The 17,184-nt window shown below is 52.5% G+C and carries 13 protein-coding genes; all 13 read left to right on the forward strand.

From position 1 onward, the window contains the following. Nucleotides 1–217 precede the first annotated feature (217 nt). Entirely contained in the window at nucleotides 218–1,201 is a 984-nt protein-coding gene (locus ACLB09_RS04610) for an aromatic acid exporter family protein (protein ID WP_410768577.1), read from the forward strand. Between the two features lie 87 nt (nucleotides 1,202–1,288). Continuing rightward, nucleotides 1,289–1,666: a PH domain-containing protein gene (locus tag ACLB09_RS04615; RefSeq protein ID WP_410768578.1), complete on the forward strand. Its 378-nt coding sequence runs from the start codon at nucleotides 1,289–1,291 to the stop codon at nucleotides 1,664–1,666. A gap of 136 nt (nucleotides 1,667–1,802) precedes the next feature. Continuing rightward, nucleotides 1,803–2,348, forward strand: a complete 546-nt coding sequence (cotE, locus tag ACLB09_RS04620; RefSeq protein ID WP_114495367.1) for an outer spore coat protein CotE — start codon at nucleotides 1,803–1,805, stop codon at nucleotides 2,346–2,348. 165 nt (nucleotides 2,349–2,513) lie between these two features. Beyond that, the gene (locus ACLB09_RS04625) at nucleotides 2,514–3,992 is read left to right on the forward strand and encodes a putative amidoligase domain-containing protein (protein WP_410768579.1); all 1,479 of its coding nucleotides are present in this window, start codon (nucleotides 2,514–2,516) and stop codon (nucleotides 3,990–3,992) included. 80 nt (nucleotides 3,993–4,072) lie between these two features. Beyond that, entirely contained in the window at nucleotides 4,073–6,883 is a 2,811-nt protein-coding gene (gene mutS / locus ACLB09_RS04630) for a DNA mismatch repair protein MutS (RefSeq protein WP_410768580.1), read from the forward strand. A gap of 824 nt (nucleotides 6,884–7,707) precedes the next feature. Beyond that, nucleotides 7,708–9,795, forward strand: a complete 2,088-nt coding sequence (gene mutL, locus ACLB09_RS04635; protein ID WP_410768581.1) for a DNA mismatch repair endonuclease MutL — start codon at nucleotides 7,708–7,710, stop codon at nucleotides 9,793–9,795. A 16-nt stretch (nucleotides 9,796–9,811) separates the two neighbouring features. Further along, nucleotides 9,812–10,591, forward strand: a complete 780-nt coding sequence (locus ACLB09_RS04640; RefSeq protein ID WP_410768582.1) for a class I SAM-dependent methyltransferase — start codon at nucleotides 9,812–9,814, stop codon at nucleotides 10,589–10,591. Continuing rightward, the gene (miaA, locus tag ACLB09_RS04645) at nucleotides 10,581–11,555 is read left to right on the forward strand and encodes a tRNA (adenosine(37)-N6)-dimethylallyltransferase MiaA (RefSeq protein ID WP_410768583.1); all 975 of its coding nucleotides are present in this window, start codon (nucleotides 10,581–10,583) and stop codon (nucleotides 11,553–11,555) included. The genes ACLB09_RS04640 and miaA overlap by 11 nt, the downstream gene beginning before the upstream one ends. 25 nt (nucleotides 11,556–11,580) lie before the next feature. Beyond that, complete coding sequence (gene hfq, locus ACLB09_RS04650) at nucleotides 11,581–11,820, forward strand: RNA chaperone Hfq (RefSeq protein ID WP_331847509.1); 240 nt, start codon at nucleotides 11,581–11,583, stop codon at nucleotides 11,818–11,820. Between the two features lie 164 nt (nucleotides 11,821–11,984). Continuing rightward, on the forward strand, nucleotides 11,985–14,624 hold the full coding sequence (locus ACLB09_RS04655; RefSeq protein ID WP_410768584.1) for a PBP1A family penicillin-binding protein: 2,640 nt from the start codon (nucleotides 11,985–11,987) through the stop codon (nucleotides 14,622–14,624). Nucleotides 14,625–14,820: 196 nt separating this feature from the next. Continuing rightward, complete coding sequence (locus ACLB09_RS04660; protein ID WP_410768585.1) at nucleotides 14,821–15,396, forward strand: ribonuclease FAU-1 family protein; 576 nt, start codon at nucleotides 14,821–14,823, stop codon at nucleotides 15,394–15,396. Continuing rightward, entirely contained in the window at nucleotides 15,383–16,057 is a 675-nt protein-coding gene (locus tag ACLB09_RS04665) for a YdcF family protein (RefSeq protein ID WP_410768586.1), read from the forward strand. Before ACLB09_RS04660 ends, ACLB09_RS04665 begins: the two co-directional genes overlap by 14 nt. A 141-nt stretch (nucleotides 16,058–16,198) precedes the next feature. Further along, entirely contained in the window at nucleotides 16,199–17,176 is a 978-nt protein-coding gene (locus ACLB09_RS04670; RefSeq protein ID WP_410768587.1) for an AAA family ATPase, read from the forward strand. Nucleotides 17,177–17,184: the final 8 nt, after the last annotated feature.

Raw genomic sequence — 17,184 nt, forward strand, 5'->3', positions numbered from 1 at the left:
AGAAGAAAGAAAGGAGTAAAAGTGTCGCTAGGCTGGATGACCGCTGGCAACGGCTGGTTGGAGTGTATATATGAAGCTTGTATGCGGAACCCCTCAAACATAAAGAAAGAATGAGTTTCATGAAACTGTTACTCCCCCGTATTGTACGCCTAAACGAAATCAAGTACGATAAAGATTAAGACTTTTCACTTTATGACGTAAAGGACAGGGTGGTTTTATGGGGTTTAGGGTCATCAAAACGGCGATCGCCACATTGGTGGCGATTATAGTAGCGGATGCGGCAGGCGTTCAGGGAGCTCTGTCCGCGGGACTTCTGGCGATCCTGGGGGTGGACGTAACCCGGAAACGGAGCATCGCCACCGTCTCTTCCCGGTTTTTCGCTTCCGTTCTGGGTCTAATTCTCGCGTTTGCGCTATTTTATTTGTTAGGATTCCACATTTGGGTGCTGGTCGTCTACATTCTGATCGCCTTCCCGTTGATCACAAGAGCGCATTTCAAAGAGGGGATCGTTACCAGTTCCGTAGTGGTGTTCCGCGTTTTTGGCGGTGAGGAACTGAGCTTCGCCGTGATGCTGACTCAAATCGAGCTGCTGGTCATCGGTTTAGGCGCGGCTATGCTGGTGAATCTGGCTTACATGCCGAAAGCGGAGGACAAGCTGCTGGAAATCCGCCGCAAAGTGGACGGGCTGTTCTCGGTCATCTTCGGTCATATTGCCGAGTCGCTCCGCGATCCTTACCATGTGTGGGATGGAAAAGAATTGATCGAAGCCGCCAAGCTTGTCGACAGCGGGCTGACTTCAGCCAAACGGGCACTAGAGAACCAGCTTATTTCTCCGAGCGACACTTGGTCCGTCTATTTTTATATGCGAAAAGAACAGCTCGGCCGTATCGAAAGTATGCTTGAGCTGATTTCTCTGGTCTATCAACGCATGCCGCAAGGAGAAATAACAGCTCTGCTGTTCGACCGTCTTAGTGAGGATGTAAGCAGCGAAGGGTACACGGGGCAGACCGAGCACATGCTGGCCGAATTGGAGCAGGAGTTTAAGCGAATGGAGCTGCCATCGACAAGGGAAGAGTTTGAAATGCGCTCCGCGATCCTTCAACTCTGCCGGGAGTTGTCCAATTACCTCAATATCGCGAAAAAAGATAAAGCTCCCGCTTCGCTCAAACTGTACGGCAAGGCGCAGGCAGCGAAGGAATGAGGCTGAAAATATATACTTTTTCTCACAGTAAATAAATCCCATACCCTGATAAAATGGTTTAAACTTATAAGGCGAGGGAGCGGTAATATGGCTTTTTTGGATGGATTGTTAGGAAATGCCTCTGAGATCAGCGCTGAAGAAATACAGAAGGAGTATTCGCACTTGTTAGGTTCTTCGGAACGCGTTCATAAGGCTTACAAATTGATCAGGGATATGTTTATTTTCACGGATAAACGGCTGATCCTGGTCGATAAGCAAGGCGTAACCGGCAAAAAGGTGGAATATCATTCCTATCCTTACAAAAGCATAACCCATTTCAGCATCGAGACATCCGGACACTTCGATCTGGATGCGGAACTCAAATTCTGGGTGTCGGGCAACCCGGCGCCGGTTCAGAAACAGTTCAATAAAAATTTAAATATATATGAATTGCAGAGTATTTTGGCTGAATTCGTGCTGAAATAATATAAAAAATGAGAAGCCGTTCCTTTGGGAACGGCCTTTTTTCCACTCGTACATATTTATTTATCTTGGGCTATTCAACATTCGCCCAGTTCCTGCATACATATGTAATGAATGATGTATGGAGGAGGTTTAAATCATGTCATCGAAATATCAAAGTAGAGAGATCATCACGAAAGCGATCTGCGGAAAAGGTCGTAAGTTCTCTACCGTAACACATACCGTGACTCCGCCTCACAAACCGTCGAGCATACTGGGGGCCTGGATTATCAACCACCAGTACGAAGCGGTCGCAGCCGGAGACGGAATTGAAGTTATTGGTACTTACGATATCAACATCTGGTATTCCTACGACAGAAACTCGCAGACGGAAGTAGCTAAAGAGACGGTATCTTATGTAGAAAATGTGCCGCTGAGTTATCTCGATTCCAGACACCGCGCTTCAACGGTCGAGGTTACTGCGGAGGCAACGCAGGAACCAAGCACCGTCGAAGCAAGCGTATCGGGCGACGGCCGGGTAGCGATCCGCGTGGAGCGCGAGTTCGCTGTTGAATTGGTGGCCGAAACCAAGTTGCATGTTCTTGTCGTGCCAGGCGGGGACGACGGAGATAAAGATTTTGATTTTGGATCCGAGCTCGGCGATTACGAAGATCTGGATCCGGACCTCCTCGACGACGAACTGTAATAGGCTGTGGCTGTTTAACCTTCCCGGCAATATTGAATGAGTAGTTATGGTCTACTATATGCGGCAGGGGCGTCGTCGTCGAGGGCGGCTGCCCTCTTTTTGTTTATTTTGGAGAAAAAATTCAGGGCTGCTGACATGCGGCTTGCCCGGCGGGGAGGCGATCACGTGGATGAAAGCCCGCATGTGGTCCATGTAATTAACATTCATTTGGATAACGGGGTGTTCCGAAGCAAATTACTTCGGGCCTTAGAGAATCAGGGGGGGCCTTATCGTGTCTTGCGCGATCCAACGGCATCAAGGCCAGGTTCTGCGGGAATGGGCGGCGAGGCGATCTGTTTCGGAGTTCCCGAGGCATTTTTCGGACAGACCATGAAAATCCGGAGCATCAACGGCAACTTGAAGAGATTTCGTGCCGCACCGATGAGCGTCAAAGAAAAACGGCTTGAGGCTGCAGGCCTTACGGCCTCCTTGAGCGGCCGGAAAGAGTTAGAGTTGCCCGGAATTGGATTTTACCGTCGTTATGCGGTAAGCGTATTTCATTTGCAGGCGCTTGGAGCGACACCGCTTCAGCCTGGAGGAGCGGCGCTTCCGACTTCCGGAAGCGAGGGGGAACTGGACCGCGAATCCCTTTTGTGGAAGAGGCTGGCGAAAACCGCTGTAAGGGCGTTATACGTTTTTGGACTTGATCTTGGCGAAGTCGTGATTCGCGCCGGAGAAGAAGGGAAATTTACCGTGGAAGAGATTCATCCGGAACCGGTTCGTGGAGGAATACGATCGGCTGAGCTGGTTGCTGGAGCAGTAAAGCGTATGCTCCTTGAACTGGAACCATTCTCAGACGTCCCGCGGTCCCGCGAGCGTTTGATCGGAATGGATCCGGAATTCCTGCTTTTTAATGGCGATACGGGGAAAGTGGTGCCGGCATCCAGGTATTTGGATCGGCAAGGCATCGCCGGCTGCGACGTTCTGCGTTACCGCGGGCGCCGCTTGTTTCCGCTTGCCGAGCTGCGCCCTGAACCGGGGAGCGAGCCGCGCGAGCTGCTTCGCCATCTGCTCCGCGCTTTTCAAGCAGCGCAGGAAGCGATTACCGACGCCGGGTTGCTCTGGCAAGCCGGTAGCATGCCGCAACGGGGCTTTCCGCTCGGCGGGCATCTCCATTTCAGCGGGGTCCCGCTGACAAGCGAGTTGCTTCGCACGCTGGACAACTATCTCGCCCTTCCCGTGGCTCTGCTGGAAGATGCCGGTAGCGCGAGGCGCCGTCCACACTATGGATTTCTCGGTGATTTCCGGTTGCAAACCTACGGTGAACGCGGCGGCGGGTTCGAGTATCGCACATTACCCAGCTTTCTGATTTCGCCGCTGGTAACCAAAGGAGTTGTCGCCATGGCACAACTGATTACAGAGAATTACCGGAGCCTAACGAAGACTCCATTGCAGGAAGATAAGCTATTCCATGCTTTCTATTCCGGGAACAAAGCCCCCTTGCGCAAGGTTTGGCCACAGTTAGCCGGTGATCTCATCACAGCGTCGTCTTATTCGCGTTACGAAGAGTACATCGCTCCTTTTCTTGCTGCCGTGGAATCCGGGCGGAGCTGGGACGAATCTGCCGACATCAGGACTTCCTGGCGGCTGCAAATGAACTCGTAAGCCTCCTAACCTTTCTGTTATAATAGAAGTTGTTCAAGTTGTAAAAGAGAGATTTACGAATGGTAATTTGGAGGTTGCACATGGCTACTTATACGCCGATGATTCAACAATATTTAAGTGTAAAAGCCCAGGCACAGGATGCGTTTCTCTTTTTCCGGCTGGGGGATTTTTATGAGATGTTTTTCGATGATGCCTTGTTGGCGTCGAAAGAACTGGAAATTACGCTGACCGGCCGGGAGGGCGGTGCAGAGGAAAAAATACCGATGTGCGGCGTTCCTTATCATTCGGCGGAAAATTATATTCACCGGTTGATCGAAAAAGGCTATAAGGTCGCCATCTGCGAGCAGGTGGAAGACCCGGCCGCCGCCAAAGGCGTCGTCCGCCGGGAAATCGTGCGCGTAGTGACGCCCGGAACCGTCATGGAGGGGAAAACCCTTGGCGAGCGGGCGAACAATTACATATTGTGCGTGACGGAGCGGAACGGTCTGATGGCGCTGTCGACTTGCGATTTGTCGACCGGCGAACTGTACGTCACTTCGGCGCCAAGCAGCAAGGAATGGCTACGCGATGAGGTTGGGCTTTACGACCCTTCGGAAGTGATCGGGGACGAAGGATTGCTGGACTGGATCCGGGAGCAAGCCGCTCCGCTCGGGAAACCGGTCGTGTATACGCCTTGGGCGAGATCCAAGGATGAGGATAGCAGGGTGCAATTCGGCGAATCTCAGTGGATCCGGCTGGAGAACGAGCGCAGGGAATGCATCGCCTTGCTCGTAGGTTACCTGAGCGAAACGCAAAAACGCTCCTTAGGACAACTGACCAAAATATCTTCTTACGAACCGGAACAATATATGATCCTCGATCCGTTTACGCGGCGCAATCTGGAACTGGTGGAGACCGTCCGTGAACGGTCCAAGAAAGGCTCCCTATTATGGTTGCTAGACCGGACAGAGACGTCGATGGGCGCGCGGCTTCTGCGCCGCTGGATCGACAAACCGCTGCTGCAGCGGAGCCGGATCGAGGAACGCCTGGAAGCGGTCGAGGCGCTTTACGGCGGGTTTATTTTGCGGGAAGATCTTCGCTTGTCGCTGCTGGAAATTTACGATCTGGAGCGGCTGACCGGCCGGATCGCCTATGGCAGCGCGAACGGACGGGATCTAATCGCACTGAAGTCCTCGCTCCGCCAAATTCCGGCGATTAAGGAATTATGTTCGGCATCCCCGTCTTCCACGCTTAAGGGGATCGCTGCCGGAATGGATGAGTGCGGCGATCTGGCCGAGCTGATTGAGACGGCCATCTCGGACGAGCCGCCGGTTTCGGTCAGGGACGGCGGAATCATAAAGAACGGATACCATGCCCGGCTGGATGAGCTGCGGGAAGCCGGCAGCAACGGGAAACGCTGGATCGCGGAACTGGAAGCGGCCGAACGTCAGGCAACGGGCATTAAGTCGCTGAAAATCGGCTACAACAAAGTGTTCGGTTATTATATCGAAATTACGAAATCCAATTTGTCTTCTTTGCCGGAAGGCCGCTATGAGCGGAAGCAGACCCTGGCCAATGCCGAGCGGTACGTGACTCCGGAGTTGAAAGAGAAGGAAACGCTCATCCTCGAAGCGGAAGAACAGATGGCGGATCTCGAATACAGGCTGTTCAATGAGATCAGAGAGCGTGTCGCCGCCGAGATTCAAAGGCTTCAGTCTCTGGCTGAACGGATTGCTGAAATCGACGTGCTCCGTTCCTTGGCGGCCGTCGCCTCCGATGGCGGATTCGTGAAGCCCGTTCTAACAGACGGCTATGACCTGGTGGTCGAGCAGGGCCGCCATCCTGTTGTCGAGTCCGTGATGAAGGATTCGGCTTTTATCTCCAACGGAACGCAGCTGAAAAAGGATGAAGCAGGCATTTTGCTCATCACAGGACCCAATATGGCCGGTAAAAGCACATATATGAGACAGGTCGCGCTGATCTCCATCTTGGCGCAAATCGGCAGTTTTGTCCCGGCGGCAAGGGCGGAGATCCCGCTCGTTGACCGGATCTTTACACGGATCGGTGCCGCAGACGACCTGATCGGCGGACAAAGCACCTTCATGGTCGAAATGGCCGACATCCAGGTGATGACCGAAAAAGCTACCGCACGCAGTCTGATCATCATCGACGAGCTGGGCCGGGGCACATCGACCAGCGAAGGCATGGCGATCGCGCAAGCGGTCATTGAATACGTCCACGATCATATCGGATGCAAAGCGCTCGTTTCGACGCATTTCCATGAGCTAGCGCATCTGGAAAATTCTTTGTCCGGGCTGCGGAATTACCGGATGGCCGTACAGGAGAGCGGGGAAAAGGTGCATTTTCTCCGCAAGCTGGTTCCGGGTGCGGCCGATACAAGTTACGGCATTTACTGTGCCCGATTGGCCGGACTGCCCGGAGGAATCATCGAACGTGCCTACGGATTGCTTCAAGGCTTCGAACAAGCGGCTGCGGCCGCCGTGACGGTCGGTGTCCAAGGAGAAGTCGATACTACGTTGGCTGGCAGAGCAAATCGCGACGAATTACGGGACATGGAAACACCCCTAACGTCCGCTGCGTCTGAATTACGACATGTTGGGGGCATTGCAGCCAAGTCTGACGGAGATGACTCAGGCCTTACAGTCAAAGAGAACGAAGCTGACATGCCTTATAATCATGACCAAGAGCAGGCCGAATTTACGGGGCAGGAAGTGGTTCAGCTTTCGATCTTTGCGGACGAGTTGCCGCCGAAGAAATCCAAATCGGCTCACGAGGATGCCGGACTCCGGCAAATCGTGAACATGGTGAAAGAGGCGGATTTGATGAATATGACGCCACTGGAGGCTATGCAACTGGTTAATGAGCTGAAGCAAAAGGCGAAAAGCCTATAGTGTTGCGGCTCTGTGCCTGGGTTAAAATCGGAGCACCATTGATACATTGCGGTTCCTTTCGGAGCAGATGTTTTTCATCGGAGCAGATGTGTATTACTAGACAAGGCGAGAGCGAATGCTAACGGACTGTAAGTAAGCTGCGTTATGAGTTAGCAACAACAAATTGAATTGCTGCAAATGTGCATCTTTTTTGCTTGTTTTTACGTTAGGAATGCAGATTTCCTGCAAAAATACATCATTTTATCGTTTTATCGATCAATAGGCTGATTGTTGCGCCAAAAAACTGTATATTTGCAGTATTACTCATGGTATTGCGGGCTTCATAGCTTAAAAACTGCAGTTTTGCAGTAATTTTCGGAATCGTTCAGGATTTAGCGGTTGGGAGCATTGCTCAGTCACAAGAATTAGTACCAATTAAAAAGTCGCAATAAACAGTCGCAATAAACAGTCGCAATAAACAGTCGCAATATTCAGTTGCCCTGATCAATCACTATGATCAATCTCAACAATCAATCACTATGATCAGTAAACAATGATCAGCCGGGATCACATGTCCAGTTGGTCCTTAATTGATAGGTTGGTTTGAGCTGTAAGTTAGTTGATGTAATCCGTTAGAATGAAGTTCATTGGTTAGTTTGAAGTGAGTGATCAATTAGTTTGAAGTTCAGCAGCTAGTTTGAAATGTATCTGTGGAATTGTTTTAATTGGCTGAATTGAATAGTTCAAGTGAACTTGATACGATTTTTGAATCGTGTTCGGTCCCATCGAAACTATTGCAAATTTGTTTGTAAATTGCCAAGCAGGCAGGCTGGGAGGGAATAACCGTGGCTAAAATAACAGTGTTGGACGAGCACATTGCCAACCAGATCGCGGCGGGGGAAGTGGTGGAGCGGCCTTCTTCCGTAGTCAAGGAGCTTGTGGAGAACGCGGTCGATGCAGGGGCTACGAAGATTGAAGTTCAGGTGGAAGAAGGCGGGCTGGAACTGATCCGGGTGACGGACAACGGCTCGGGGATCGAGCCCGAAGATTGCGAAACCGCTTTTTACCGTCATGCCACCAGTAAATTACTCTCCGGCCGCGATTTGTTCCAAATCCGCAGCCTGGGTTTCCGGGGCGAAGCCTTGCCGAGTATCGCCGCCGTTGCCAAAGTCCGATTGGTTTCGTCCAGCGATGATACCGGGCTTGGCCGGGTGATTGCGATCGAGGGCGGAACGCTGAAGGAAAATGAGGAAACCGCTGCCCCGCAAGGCACGGACATTACGGTGAAGGAATTATTTTATAATACGCCGGCAAGGCTGAAGTATATGAAAACCATTCAAACCGAGCTTGGCCATATATCCGACGTCATGTACCGTCAGGCGCTGGCGCATCCGGAGATTGCCTTCAGCCTCAAACATAACGGAAATTCCTTGCTTCAAAGCCAAGGAAGCGGGGATTTGCTTCAAGTCATCGCTTCCATCTATGGCATCAACACATCGAAATCAATGATTCCTATTCAGGCCGAAAATCTCGATTACCGAATTTCCGGATTCGTCGGTTTGCCGGAACTTACCCGTTCGAACCGGAGCGCGATGTCTACGGTGGTAAACGGCCGTTTTATCCGCAACCAGGGTCTGCAACAGGCGATTCTTCGCGCCTATCATACATTGCTGCCGATTAACCGCTATCCGTTGATTGTCCTGTCGCTGGACATGCATCCTTCGCTGGTGGATGTCAATGTGCATCCGGCCAAGCTGGAGGTACGGTTCAGTAAGGAAGCCGAGCTGAACGCTTTCGTTGAGGAAAGCGTACGGGCCGTGCTGTCGGAGCAGGTGCTGATTCCGCAGGTAATCAAGCAGCAGCTCGGGAAGGGGAGTTCCGGATCGGTGATCCAGGAACAGTTCCACTTCCCGTCGGCCCGATTGGAGGCGGCGCCGACGACCGCCGGCCTGTCGCCGGCGGCGGGGACTGCGCCTTCCGGCACCGGCGCGCCGGATAGCGGCGACCGGCCCAGCACGGCCGCGCCAGCGGGCCCGCAGGGCGGCTTTGGCGCCGCTGCACCGGGCGCCGCCGCTAACGCCCGCGACGGGGCCTATGGCCCGCCGTCGCGCACCGCTGGCGCCGGCGGCTTCACGCTGCGCGAGCAGGCCGCGGCGCCTGGCGCAGCCTACGGCAGCGCTACGGCCGCGCAGCCGCCGCAAGGCGCCTATGCGCCGCGCACACCGCAAGCGCAGGGCCAATTCGGCCGCGCGCCCCAAGGCGGCTACGCGGCCGCTCCCTCGGGCGGCGCAGTGCCTCCGGCAGCGCAGGAGGCACTGTATGGCACGCCTTCCGCGGCGCCGGAGCTGCCGGCGTTTCCCGAGCTGTCCCTGATCGGACAGCATCATGGCACCTACCTGATCGCCCAGAACGAAAACGGGCTGTATCTGGTCGATCAACACGCCGCTCACGAGCGGGTGAATTACGAATATTACTATGAGAAATTCGGCAACCCGGCGGATGCGTCGCAGGAATTGCTGCTGCCGATCACGCTGGAGTTTACGCCGGCCGAAAGCGAAAAACTCAAGGAACGTCTGTCCTGGTTCGAGCGCGCCGGGGTCATACTGGAGCATTTCGGCGGAGGCACCTTCCGCGTCGTTTCGTATCCATACTGGTTTCCGCAAGGCGACGAAGAGGACATCATTCATGAAATGGCCGAATGGGTGCTCAGCGAACGGGCGATCGATCTTGCCAAGCTGCGCGAGAAATCCTCGATCCTCGTATCCTGTAAAGCTTCAATCAAAGCGAACCAGAAACTGACGCCGGATGAAGCGAACACTTTGCTCCAGCGGCTGGCGGCATGCAAGCAGCCGTATACGTGTCCGCATGGCCGGCCGATCGTCATCTCATTTTCCAATTATGATTTGGAGAAGCTGTTTAAACGGGTAATGTGAACGGAGGAATTTGTTTGTGATTATTACAACGGGGGATCACGCTGCCCCGGATGCTGTACAAAGAGCGCTCGACTTGTCGAGCGAGGCCGGGATAAATTACGTGCCCAGAAACCGGACGTCCATGTCCAAATTGTCCGCTCGATACGGTGATCAGGACATCCTGGTCATTCTGGAAGGCGGGGCCAGGCTTTACCGGCCCTCGGGAGAAACGATGCTTTTCCATCCCAGCATGGCTTTTGTCAGAGCCAAACGGCTGCTTAAAGGAGAGAGCGATCCTATGCTTGAAGCGGCGAGAGTTGCGCGGGGGGATCGCATTATCGACTGTACGGCGGGACTTGGTTCCGATGCGGCGGTATTTGCGCTTGGCGCCGGACCCGAAGGAAGCGTGCTGGCGCTGGAGGACTCGCTTCCATTATGGAGTTTGCTGCGGGAAGGTTTTGCTTACTATGTATCCGGGGTAAAAGAGTTTGACGAGGCTTTGCGCCGGATCACGGCAAAACGCGCGGAGCATCTCGAAATACTCCGAGGGCTGCCGGACAAAAGTGCGGATGTAGTCTATTTCGATCCGATGTTCCGCGACCCGATACAGGAATCGTCAGCCATCTCGCCGCTGCGTACATACGCGAACAACGATCCGCTCGATCGGGAAACGATTGATCAAGCTTGCCGGGTCGCGCGAAAGAGCGTGGTGCTGAAGGAAAAGAAAGGGAGCGGTGAGTTTCAGCGGCTCGGATTTACGACGCAGTCCCGCTCCCATACCAAAATTGTGTACGGAGTGATTTCGCTTGACCATTAACGCAAAACCGAAACTGCTGGTACTGCTCGGGCCTACCGCCGTTGGCAAAACCAGCCTGAGCATCGAAGTCGCCAAGAAATTCTCTTGCGAAATCATTTCCGGAGATTCCATGCAGGTGTACCGGGGCATGGATATCGGCACCGCGAAAATCACGCCGGAAGAAATGCAAGGCGTCAGGCATCATTTAATAGATGTGCTGGAACCGGATGAACCGTTTTCCGTGGCCCGGTTTCAGGATTGGTGCAAGGAGTTGATTCCGGAAATTCATGGAAGGGGCAATTTGCCTTTCATCGTGGGCGGAACCGGACTTTATATCGAGTCCGTCTGTTACGAATTCCAGTTTACCGAAGCCGGCGCGGATGATGCTTTCCGGGCCGAACAGCAGTCTATCGCCGATCGTCAAGGGCCGGAAGTGCTGCATGCCAAACTGGCGAAGATAGATCCCAAATCGGCGGATCGCCTACACCCGAATGATGTCCGGAGAGTCATTCGTGCGCTGGAAGTTTTCCATCTGACCGGAGAAACATTATCTTCCAGTTTGGAGCGGCAAAACAAGCAATCACCCTATGATCTTTGCTTCATCGGTTTGACAATGGACCGTCAAATGCTTTATAACCGTATTGAACAGCGTATTGACGGGATGATTGCCGCAGGGCTGATCGGCGAGGTCCGTCAACTGTTGGATCGGGGTTTTTCCAGGGATCTCATTTCCATGCAGGGACTGGGATACAAGGAGATCGCCGAGCATCTGGAGGACGGTTTACCGCTGGATTTGGCAGTGGAAAAATTGAAGCGGGATACCCGGCGATTCGCCAAAAGACAGCTTTCCTGGTTCCGCCACATGAAGGATATATCCTGGGTGGATGTGGGCGACGGCAAAAATTTTTCCGCGAATTTCGAGGCCGTACGTGCTATAATAGCAGGAAAGTTTCCAACTGATCTTGAATATAATTCTAAACACTAATTGATTCCTATTGGGGGTACGGCTAATGAACAAGTCCATTAACATCCAAGATACATTCCTGAATCAAATGCGCAAAGAGAGCATCCCTGTTACCGTCTTTTTAACCAACGGTTTTCAGATCAGAGGAACGATTAAAGCGTTTGACAACTACATTATCGTGATCGACAGCGACGGACGCCAGCAAATGGTGTACAAGCACGCGATTTCGACGTTCCAGCCGCAGCGCAATGTGTCGCTGATGCAGGATTCCCAGAATGAGGCTTAAGCTCAAATTGAAACTTTTTTAAATTCAGTACGTTTAATGGTATAGGAAAAGGAGCGGAGCAACCTGATGAGAGGTTGTTCTTTTCTTTCCGGGCTAAAAATGGTATTGGACCAGTAGCATCAGAGACAAATGAAATGAACTGGTATGAAGGGAGTCAGAGAACGATGTCTACCAAAAGGCCTTCCAGACTGGAAAGGAACAGCAAACCCGCACGCAAACCGAGTGCGCCGAAAGGACCCAAAAAGAAAAGGCTGACGGCAAAACGGGTGCTGTGGACTTCATTTTTTACGATTGCTTTTGCCGTATTCTGCGGAATTGCAGGATACATGTACATCACCGTAAGCGGTGAAAAAATATTGAACGAGAACAGGGACAAGCTGTTTATCTATGAAACATCCAAGGTATATGACCGGACCGGCAAGTTGATGGGCGAATTGTCCGTTGACCGGAGCGAGCCGGTGGAAGCGGATCAGATTCCTCAACTTGTCAAGGACGCGTTTATCGCTACCGAGGACCGGCGGTTCGACGAGCATAACGGGGTTGATTTGTGGTCCATCGGCCGGGCGGCCGTGAAAGATATCATGGCTCGTTCCCTGGTGGAGGGCGGCAGTACGATCACCCAGCAGCTCGCCAAAAACATGTTTCTGGATTCCGACAAAACGTTCTTCCGCAAAGCGACCGAGATGTCGATCGCCATGGCGTTGGAGCGCCACAATACCAAGGACGAAATCATTACGCTGTATCTGAACCGGATCTTTTTCGGGCAAAAAGCTTACGGCATCAAAGCGGCTTCCCAGCGTTATTTCGGGGAAAGCGATCTGAACAAGCTGGAGTTGTGGGAAATCGCTACTTTGGCGGCCATTCCGAAAGGACCATCCAAATATAATCCGGTCTCGAATCCGGACCTGTCGAAGCAGCGGCGCTCCGTCGTGCTCGATCTGATGTTCCAGGAAGGCTACATTACAGCCGAGGAACGCGACAAAGCAAAAGCGGTGGACTACGACTATGTACCACCCGCTAAGAGTGACAGCTATCAGGCGTTCAAGGATTTTGTCATTAATGAAGCCGAAGAGAAATTCGGTCTTTCTGAAGACCAGTTGAACCGCGGCGGATACAAAATCTATACTACGATGGACTCCCAGGCACAGAAAGCGGTCGAAAAAGCGTTCGCCAACGACGATTTCTTCGAGAAAAGCAAGGATGATCAGCAGGTTCAGGCCTCGATCGTCATCCAGAACCACGAAAACGGCAGCCTCGTGGCGCTGCTTGGCGGGCGCGATTACGAGCGTAAGGGTTTCAGCCGGCTGACCAGCCGTCGCCAGCCCGGATCAGCATTCAAGCCGATTGTATCTTATGCCCCGGCGCTTGAATCCGGCAAGTTTTCGTTGGATACGCCTTTGAGCAACGAGAAACAGTGTTTCGGGGATTATTGTCCGAAGAATCTTCACGGGTATTCGAAGACGATCGACATGACGACGGCGTTGACGAAGTCGGAAAACATTCCGGCCGTCTGGTTGCTGAATGAGGTTGGCGTGGGTACCGGAGTGAAATATGCCAAAGAGATGGGCATTACGATGGACAAAGACGACCGGAACCTGGCCATCGCGCTCGGGGGTTTGACCCATGGGACGAACACACTTGAAATGGCAGGGGCATTCAGCGTATTTGCTAATGGCGGCGAATACAATCAGCCTTATACGATTAAAATGATCCAGGATCACGACGGCGTGGAGAAATACAAGTACAACGCGCCGAAGCCAAAACGGGTGCTCAGTGAGCAAACCGCGTACTATATGACTCAAATGATGCAAAATGTCGTCAACGATGGGACCGGTAAACGCGCGAAGCTGAACCGTCCGGTCGCGGGCAAGACGGGGACCACCCAGCATGGCATCAAAGGACTGAATAGCAGCAAAAACCGGGATGTCTGGTTTGTCGGATATACCCCGGAATGGACGGCATCCATTTGGATGGGCTATGACAAAGCGGATAAAAATCACCTGCTGAACGGCAGTAGCGGCCAGGCCGCTGCCTTATTCTCGGCAGTCATGACCGAAGCGCTGCAAGGATTTCCGGTGAAGGACTTCCCGGTACCGGCCAATCTGCAGCCGACGGAGCCGCCGGAAGAGGAAGTGGCGGAAACGCCGACAGATCTTTCGGCCGCTTACAACAACGAAACGGGCGTTGTTACTTTAAGTTGGAACGGAGTCAGTGAGCCTGGAGCACTTTATAAGATTTACCGCCGTGAAGCATCGGAAACAGACTTTTCCCATTATATGGATTCATCGGCTACAACTGCGGAGGATATCAGCGTTGTGGTAGGAACGGGGTACGAATACAAAGTTACCGCCTACAATGCGGTAAATGATGTGGAGAGCGAGCCATCGAATGTTGCCCAGGTGATGCTGGTTGCGGATGAGCCGCCGATGGACGAGATTGATCCCGATGAGGTTGGCGACGGTGACTGGATCGGCGATCCGGGTAGCGGCGGTAACGATCAGGGCACGCCGCCGCCTGGCAATAACGGCAACGGCCAGGGTAGCGGCAACGGGCAAGGTAACGGCAATGGCCAGGGTAACGGCAATGGTCAGGGGAACGGAAATGGCCAAGGGAACGGTAATGGGAGCGGTAACGGAACCGGCACCGACACCGACACCGGGGAAAACCAGGGGGGAACAACGCCTCCGCCTGATGGTTCCGGGGACGGATCCGCCGGCAATTCGGAAACCGGCACGCCGCCGGATGACGGAAGCGGGAATCAAACGGAGGGCGTAATTACCGATCCGGCAAACAACCCGGGGTAACATCCATCCGCACTGCACTGCAGATGCCATTCTATGAATAGCGAAGCCAAAAACTGCTTCCAAGCGACAGATGCTTGGAGGCAGTTTTTTCTTTTGCGGTTTGTCCATTTTTCGGACAATCTTGAAATTTGGTTTTTGAGACTGACTTTTAAATGTGATAAAGTGAAAGTACATTGTGTTGAAAGGGATCAGTCCTATGAAACGAAAATTCGGAGACCGTGCGAATTGGCGCCGCGTAACGCAGCGTCAATTTAAATCCAAGTTTGTGGAAAGTGAGCTGTTTAAAGGGTATGTGACGTCTTACAGTATTCATGCATTGCGAGATCCGCTTTGGAAGACTTACGGCGGGCATACGTTCCGGATTGCGGACAAGGGTTACACCTGGCTGCAATATTATCCTAAGGGAGCTCATTTTGTGGTGACCGCCATGTTTGACGACAAGGGAGACATTGTCGAATGGTACATCGACATATGCAAAACCCAGGGGGTGACCGATCAGGGAGTACCATGGTTTGATGATTTGTACCTGGACATTGTCGTTCTTAAGAACGGTGAAGTTTTCTTGCTCGACGAGGACGAGCTGGACGATGCGCTTAGCAGAGGGCTTATTACCGTAAGAGATTACGACATGGCCACCGAAACGGCCAGGGAAGTCCTGCACTCGATCCGTGAACATGAATTCCCCTATTTTGCGATGTCTCTGGACCACTACCGCACCGGTTTTGCGCAGAACGATACCACTAAGTCGGGAGGCGAACATGGCACGGTTTAGAAGGAAATCGCAAGGTTACTCTTTTGGAAAAACGAAACGGAAACGGCGCCGGTTGTGGGTATGGATCGTGGTCTGCTGTCTGGTAGCCGGAATTCTATGGTGTCTTTATGCTCTGGCCGAAATTGGCAGTGTAGACAGGAACCCGGCGGCTTCGCGGAATTACCCCGAACCGGCGGATGTCGGGATCGTGCTGGGCGCGTCCATGTGGGGAGACCAGCCTAGCCCGGGTTTACAAGAGAGGCTGCAGCTTGCTTTGCAGGATTATAAGGACGGGAAGTTTCGTGTTTTTATCCTGACAGGCGGGCTGGACCATCAGGATTACCGCTATACGGAAGCGGAGGGGATGGCGAATTATCTTGAGGCAAACGGAGTCCCCCGTTCAGAAATGATCCTGGAAAACAAGGCGACTAGTACCTATGAAAATTTAAAGTTCAGCCAGGAGATCATGATAGAAAAGGGATATGAATCGGCAGTAATCATTACCCATACTTTTCACGGCAACCGAGCGTATGAAACCGCTAAGGTTCTCGGCTACAACAACCCGGGCTTGTCACTGACGGAGACTTCGGTTTTGAAGCCGACGCAGACGACTTTCCGTGAAGTACTGGCTTATACGAAGTGGAAATTGGATCAAGCGGCCATAGCCTTGGGCTGGAAATGAGAAAACTTCTAATAACGGAGCGGGAGAGAGAATACATTTTAAAAGAAGTTAAGCCCTCCCGGCAATTGCAGGTTCAAGAGTCGCACGCATTTCACATTCGGAATGACTTTTGACCAACTCCATAAAGAGGTGATTCATAGAATGTCAGGGCGTGTTATGGCCAACAGCGGATCTTCTGAAGAGAAACCTTCCAGGCAGATCAATGTGATTCTTCGCAGCTCCGAGCCGCCGGTTGTCTCGCAAAGCGTTCCCGATGCCGATAGTTTGTTAGGGGCCAAGACCTTGCCGCAGCAAGGGTTATTCGCTGATCTGCAGAAGGAAATGGATGGCTTGGTCGGATTGGATCATATTAAAGAACTGATGTTTGAGATTTTTGCCTTGTTGCAAATTGCCACGATGCGTTCCGAGGCCGGACTCTTGTCCGGAGCCCAGGTTTATCATATGGTTTTCAAAGGAAATCCGGGAACCGGAAAGACGACCGTGGCCCGCATCGTTGCGAAAATGTTTCAAAAGATGGGTGTTCTAAGCAAAGGGCATTTGATTGAAGTGGAACGGGCCGACCTGGTCGGCGAATACATCGGACATACCGCGCAGAAGACCCGCGATCTGGTTAAGAAGGCACTCGGGGGAATTTTGTTTATTGATGAAGCCTACAGTCTGGCGCGCGGCGGTGAAAAAGATTTCGGCAAAGAAGCGATCGATACGCTGGTAAAGGCGATGGAGGATCAAAAAAATCAATTCATTCTTATCCTTGCCGGATATTCCGAAGAGATGGATTTTTTTCTGGCGACTAACCCGGGGCTGCCCTCCCGTTTTCCGATCCAGATGGAATTTCCGGATTATAGTATCGATCAATTGATCCAGATTGCCGAAGGAATGGTAAAAGAACGCGATTATATTCTGATGCCGCAGGCGATACTCAAACTAAAGCAGCATTTGCTGCGGGAAAAATGCGAAAGCGAGCATCTGTTCAGCAATGCCAGGCATGTTCGCAACATTATCGAGCGATCCATTCGCCAGCAGGCGGTCCGTTTGCTGAACCAATACAGCGGCGGTTCGCCCGGAAAACTGGAACTGATGACAATCCGTACCGAGGATTTAAAGCTGGATAAGAAATAAGGAGCCGT

The organism is Fontibacillus forbon (assembly GCF_046559655.1).
Lineage (GTDB): Bacteria > Bacillota > Bacilli > Paenibacillales > Paenibacillaceae > Fontibacillus.

What these genes read in the sequence shown, in the direction of transcription:
- mutS (WP_410768580.1), top strand. Translation starts at nt 4,073, where the DNA reads ATGGCTACTTATACGCCGATGATTCAACAATATTTAAGTGTAAAAGCC.
- ACLB09_RS04655 (WP_410768584.1), top strand. Translation starts at nt 11,985, where the DNA reads ATGTCTACCAAAAGGCCTTCCAGACTGGAAAGGAACAGCAAACCCGCA.
- ACLB09_RS04615 (WP_410768578.1), top strand. Translation starts at nt 1,289, where the DNA reads ATGGCTTTTTTGGATGGATTGTTAGGAAATGCCTCTGAGATCAGCGCT.
- ACLB09_RS04610 (WP_410768577.1), top strand. Translation starts at nt 218, where the DNA reads ATGGGGTTTAGGGTCATCAAAACGGCGATCGCCACATTGGTGGCGATT.
- ACLB09_RS04665 (WP_410768586.1), top strand. Translation starts at nt 15,383, where the DNA reads ATGGCACGGTTTAGAAGGAAATCGCAAGGTTACTCTTTTGGAAAAACG.
- ACLB09_RS04660 (WP_410768585.1), top strand. Translation starts at nt 14,821, where the DNA reads ATGAAACGAAAATTCGGAGACCGTGCGAATTGGCGCCGCGTAACGCAG.
- hfq (WP_331847509.1), top strand. Translation starts at nt 11,581, where the DNA reads ATGAACAAGTCCATTAACATCCAAGATACATTCCTGAATCAAATGCGC.
- ACLB09_RS04670 (WP_410768587.1), top strand. Translation starts at nt 16,199, where the DNA reads ATGTCAGGGCGTGTTATGGCCAACAGCGGATCTTCTGAAGAGAAACCT.
- cotE (WP_114495367.1), top strand. Translation starts at nt 1,803, where the DNA reads ATGTCATCGAAATATCAAAGTAGAGAGATCATCACGAAAGCGATCTGC.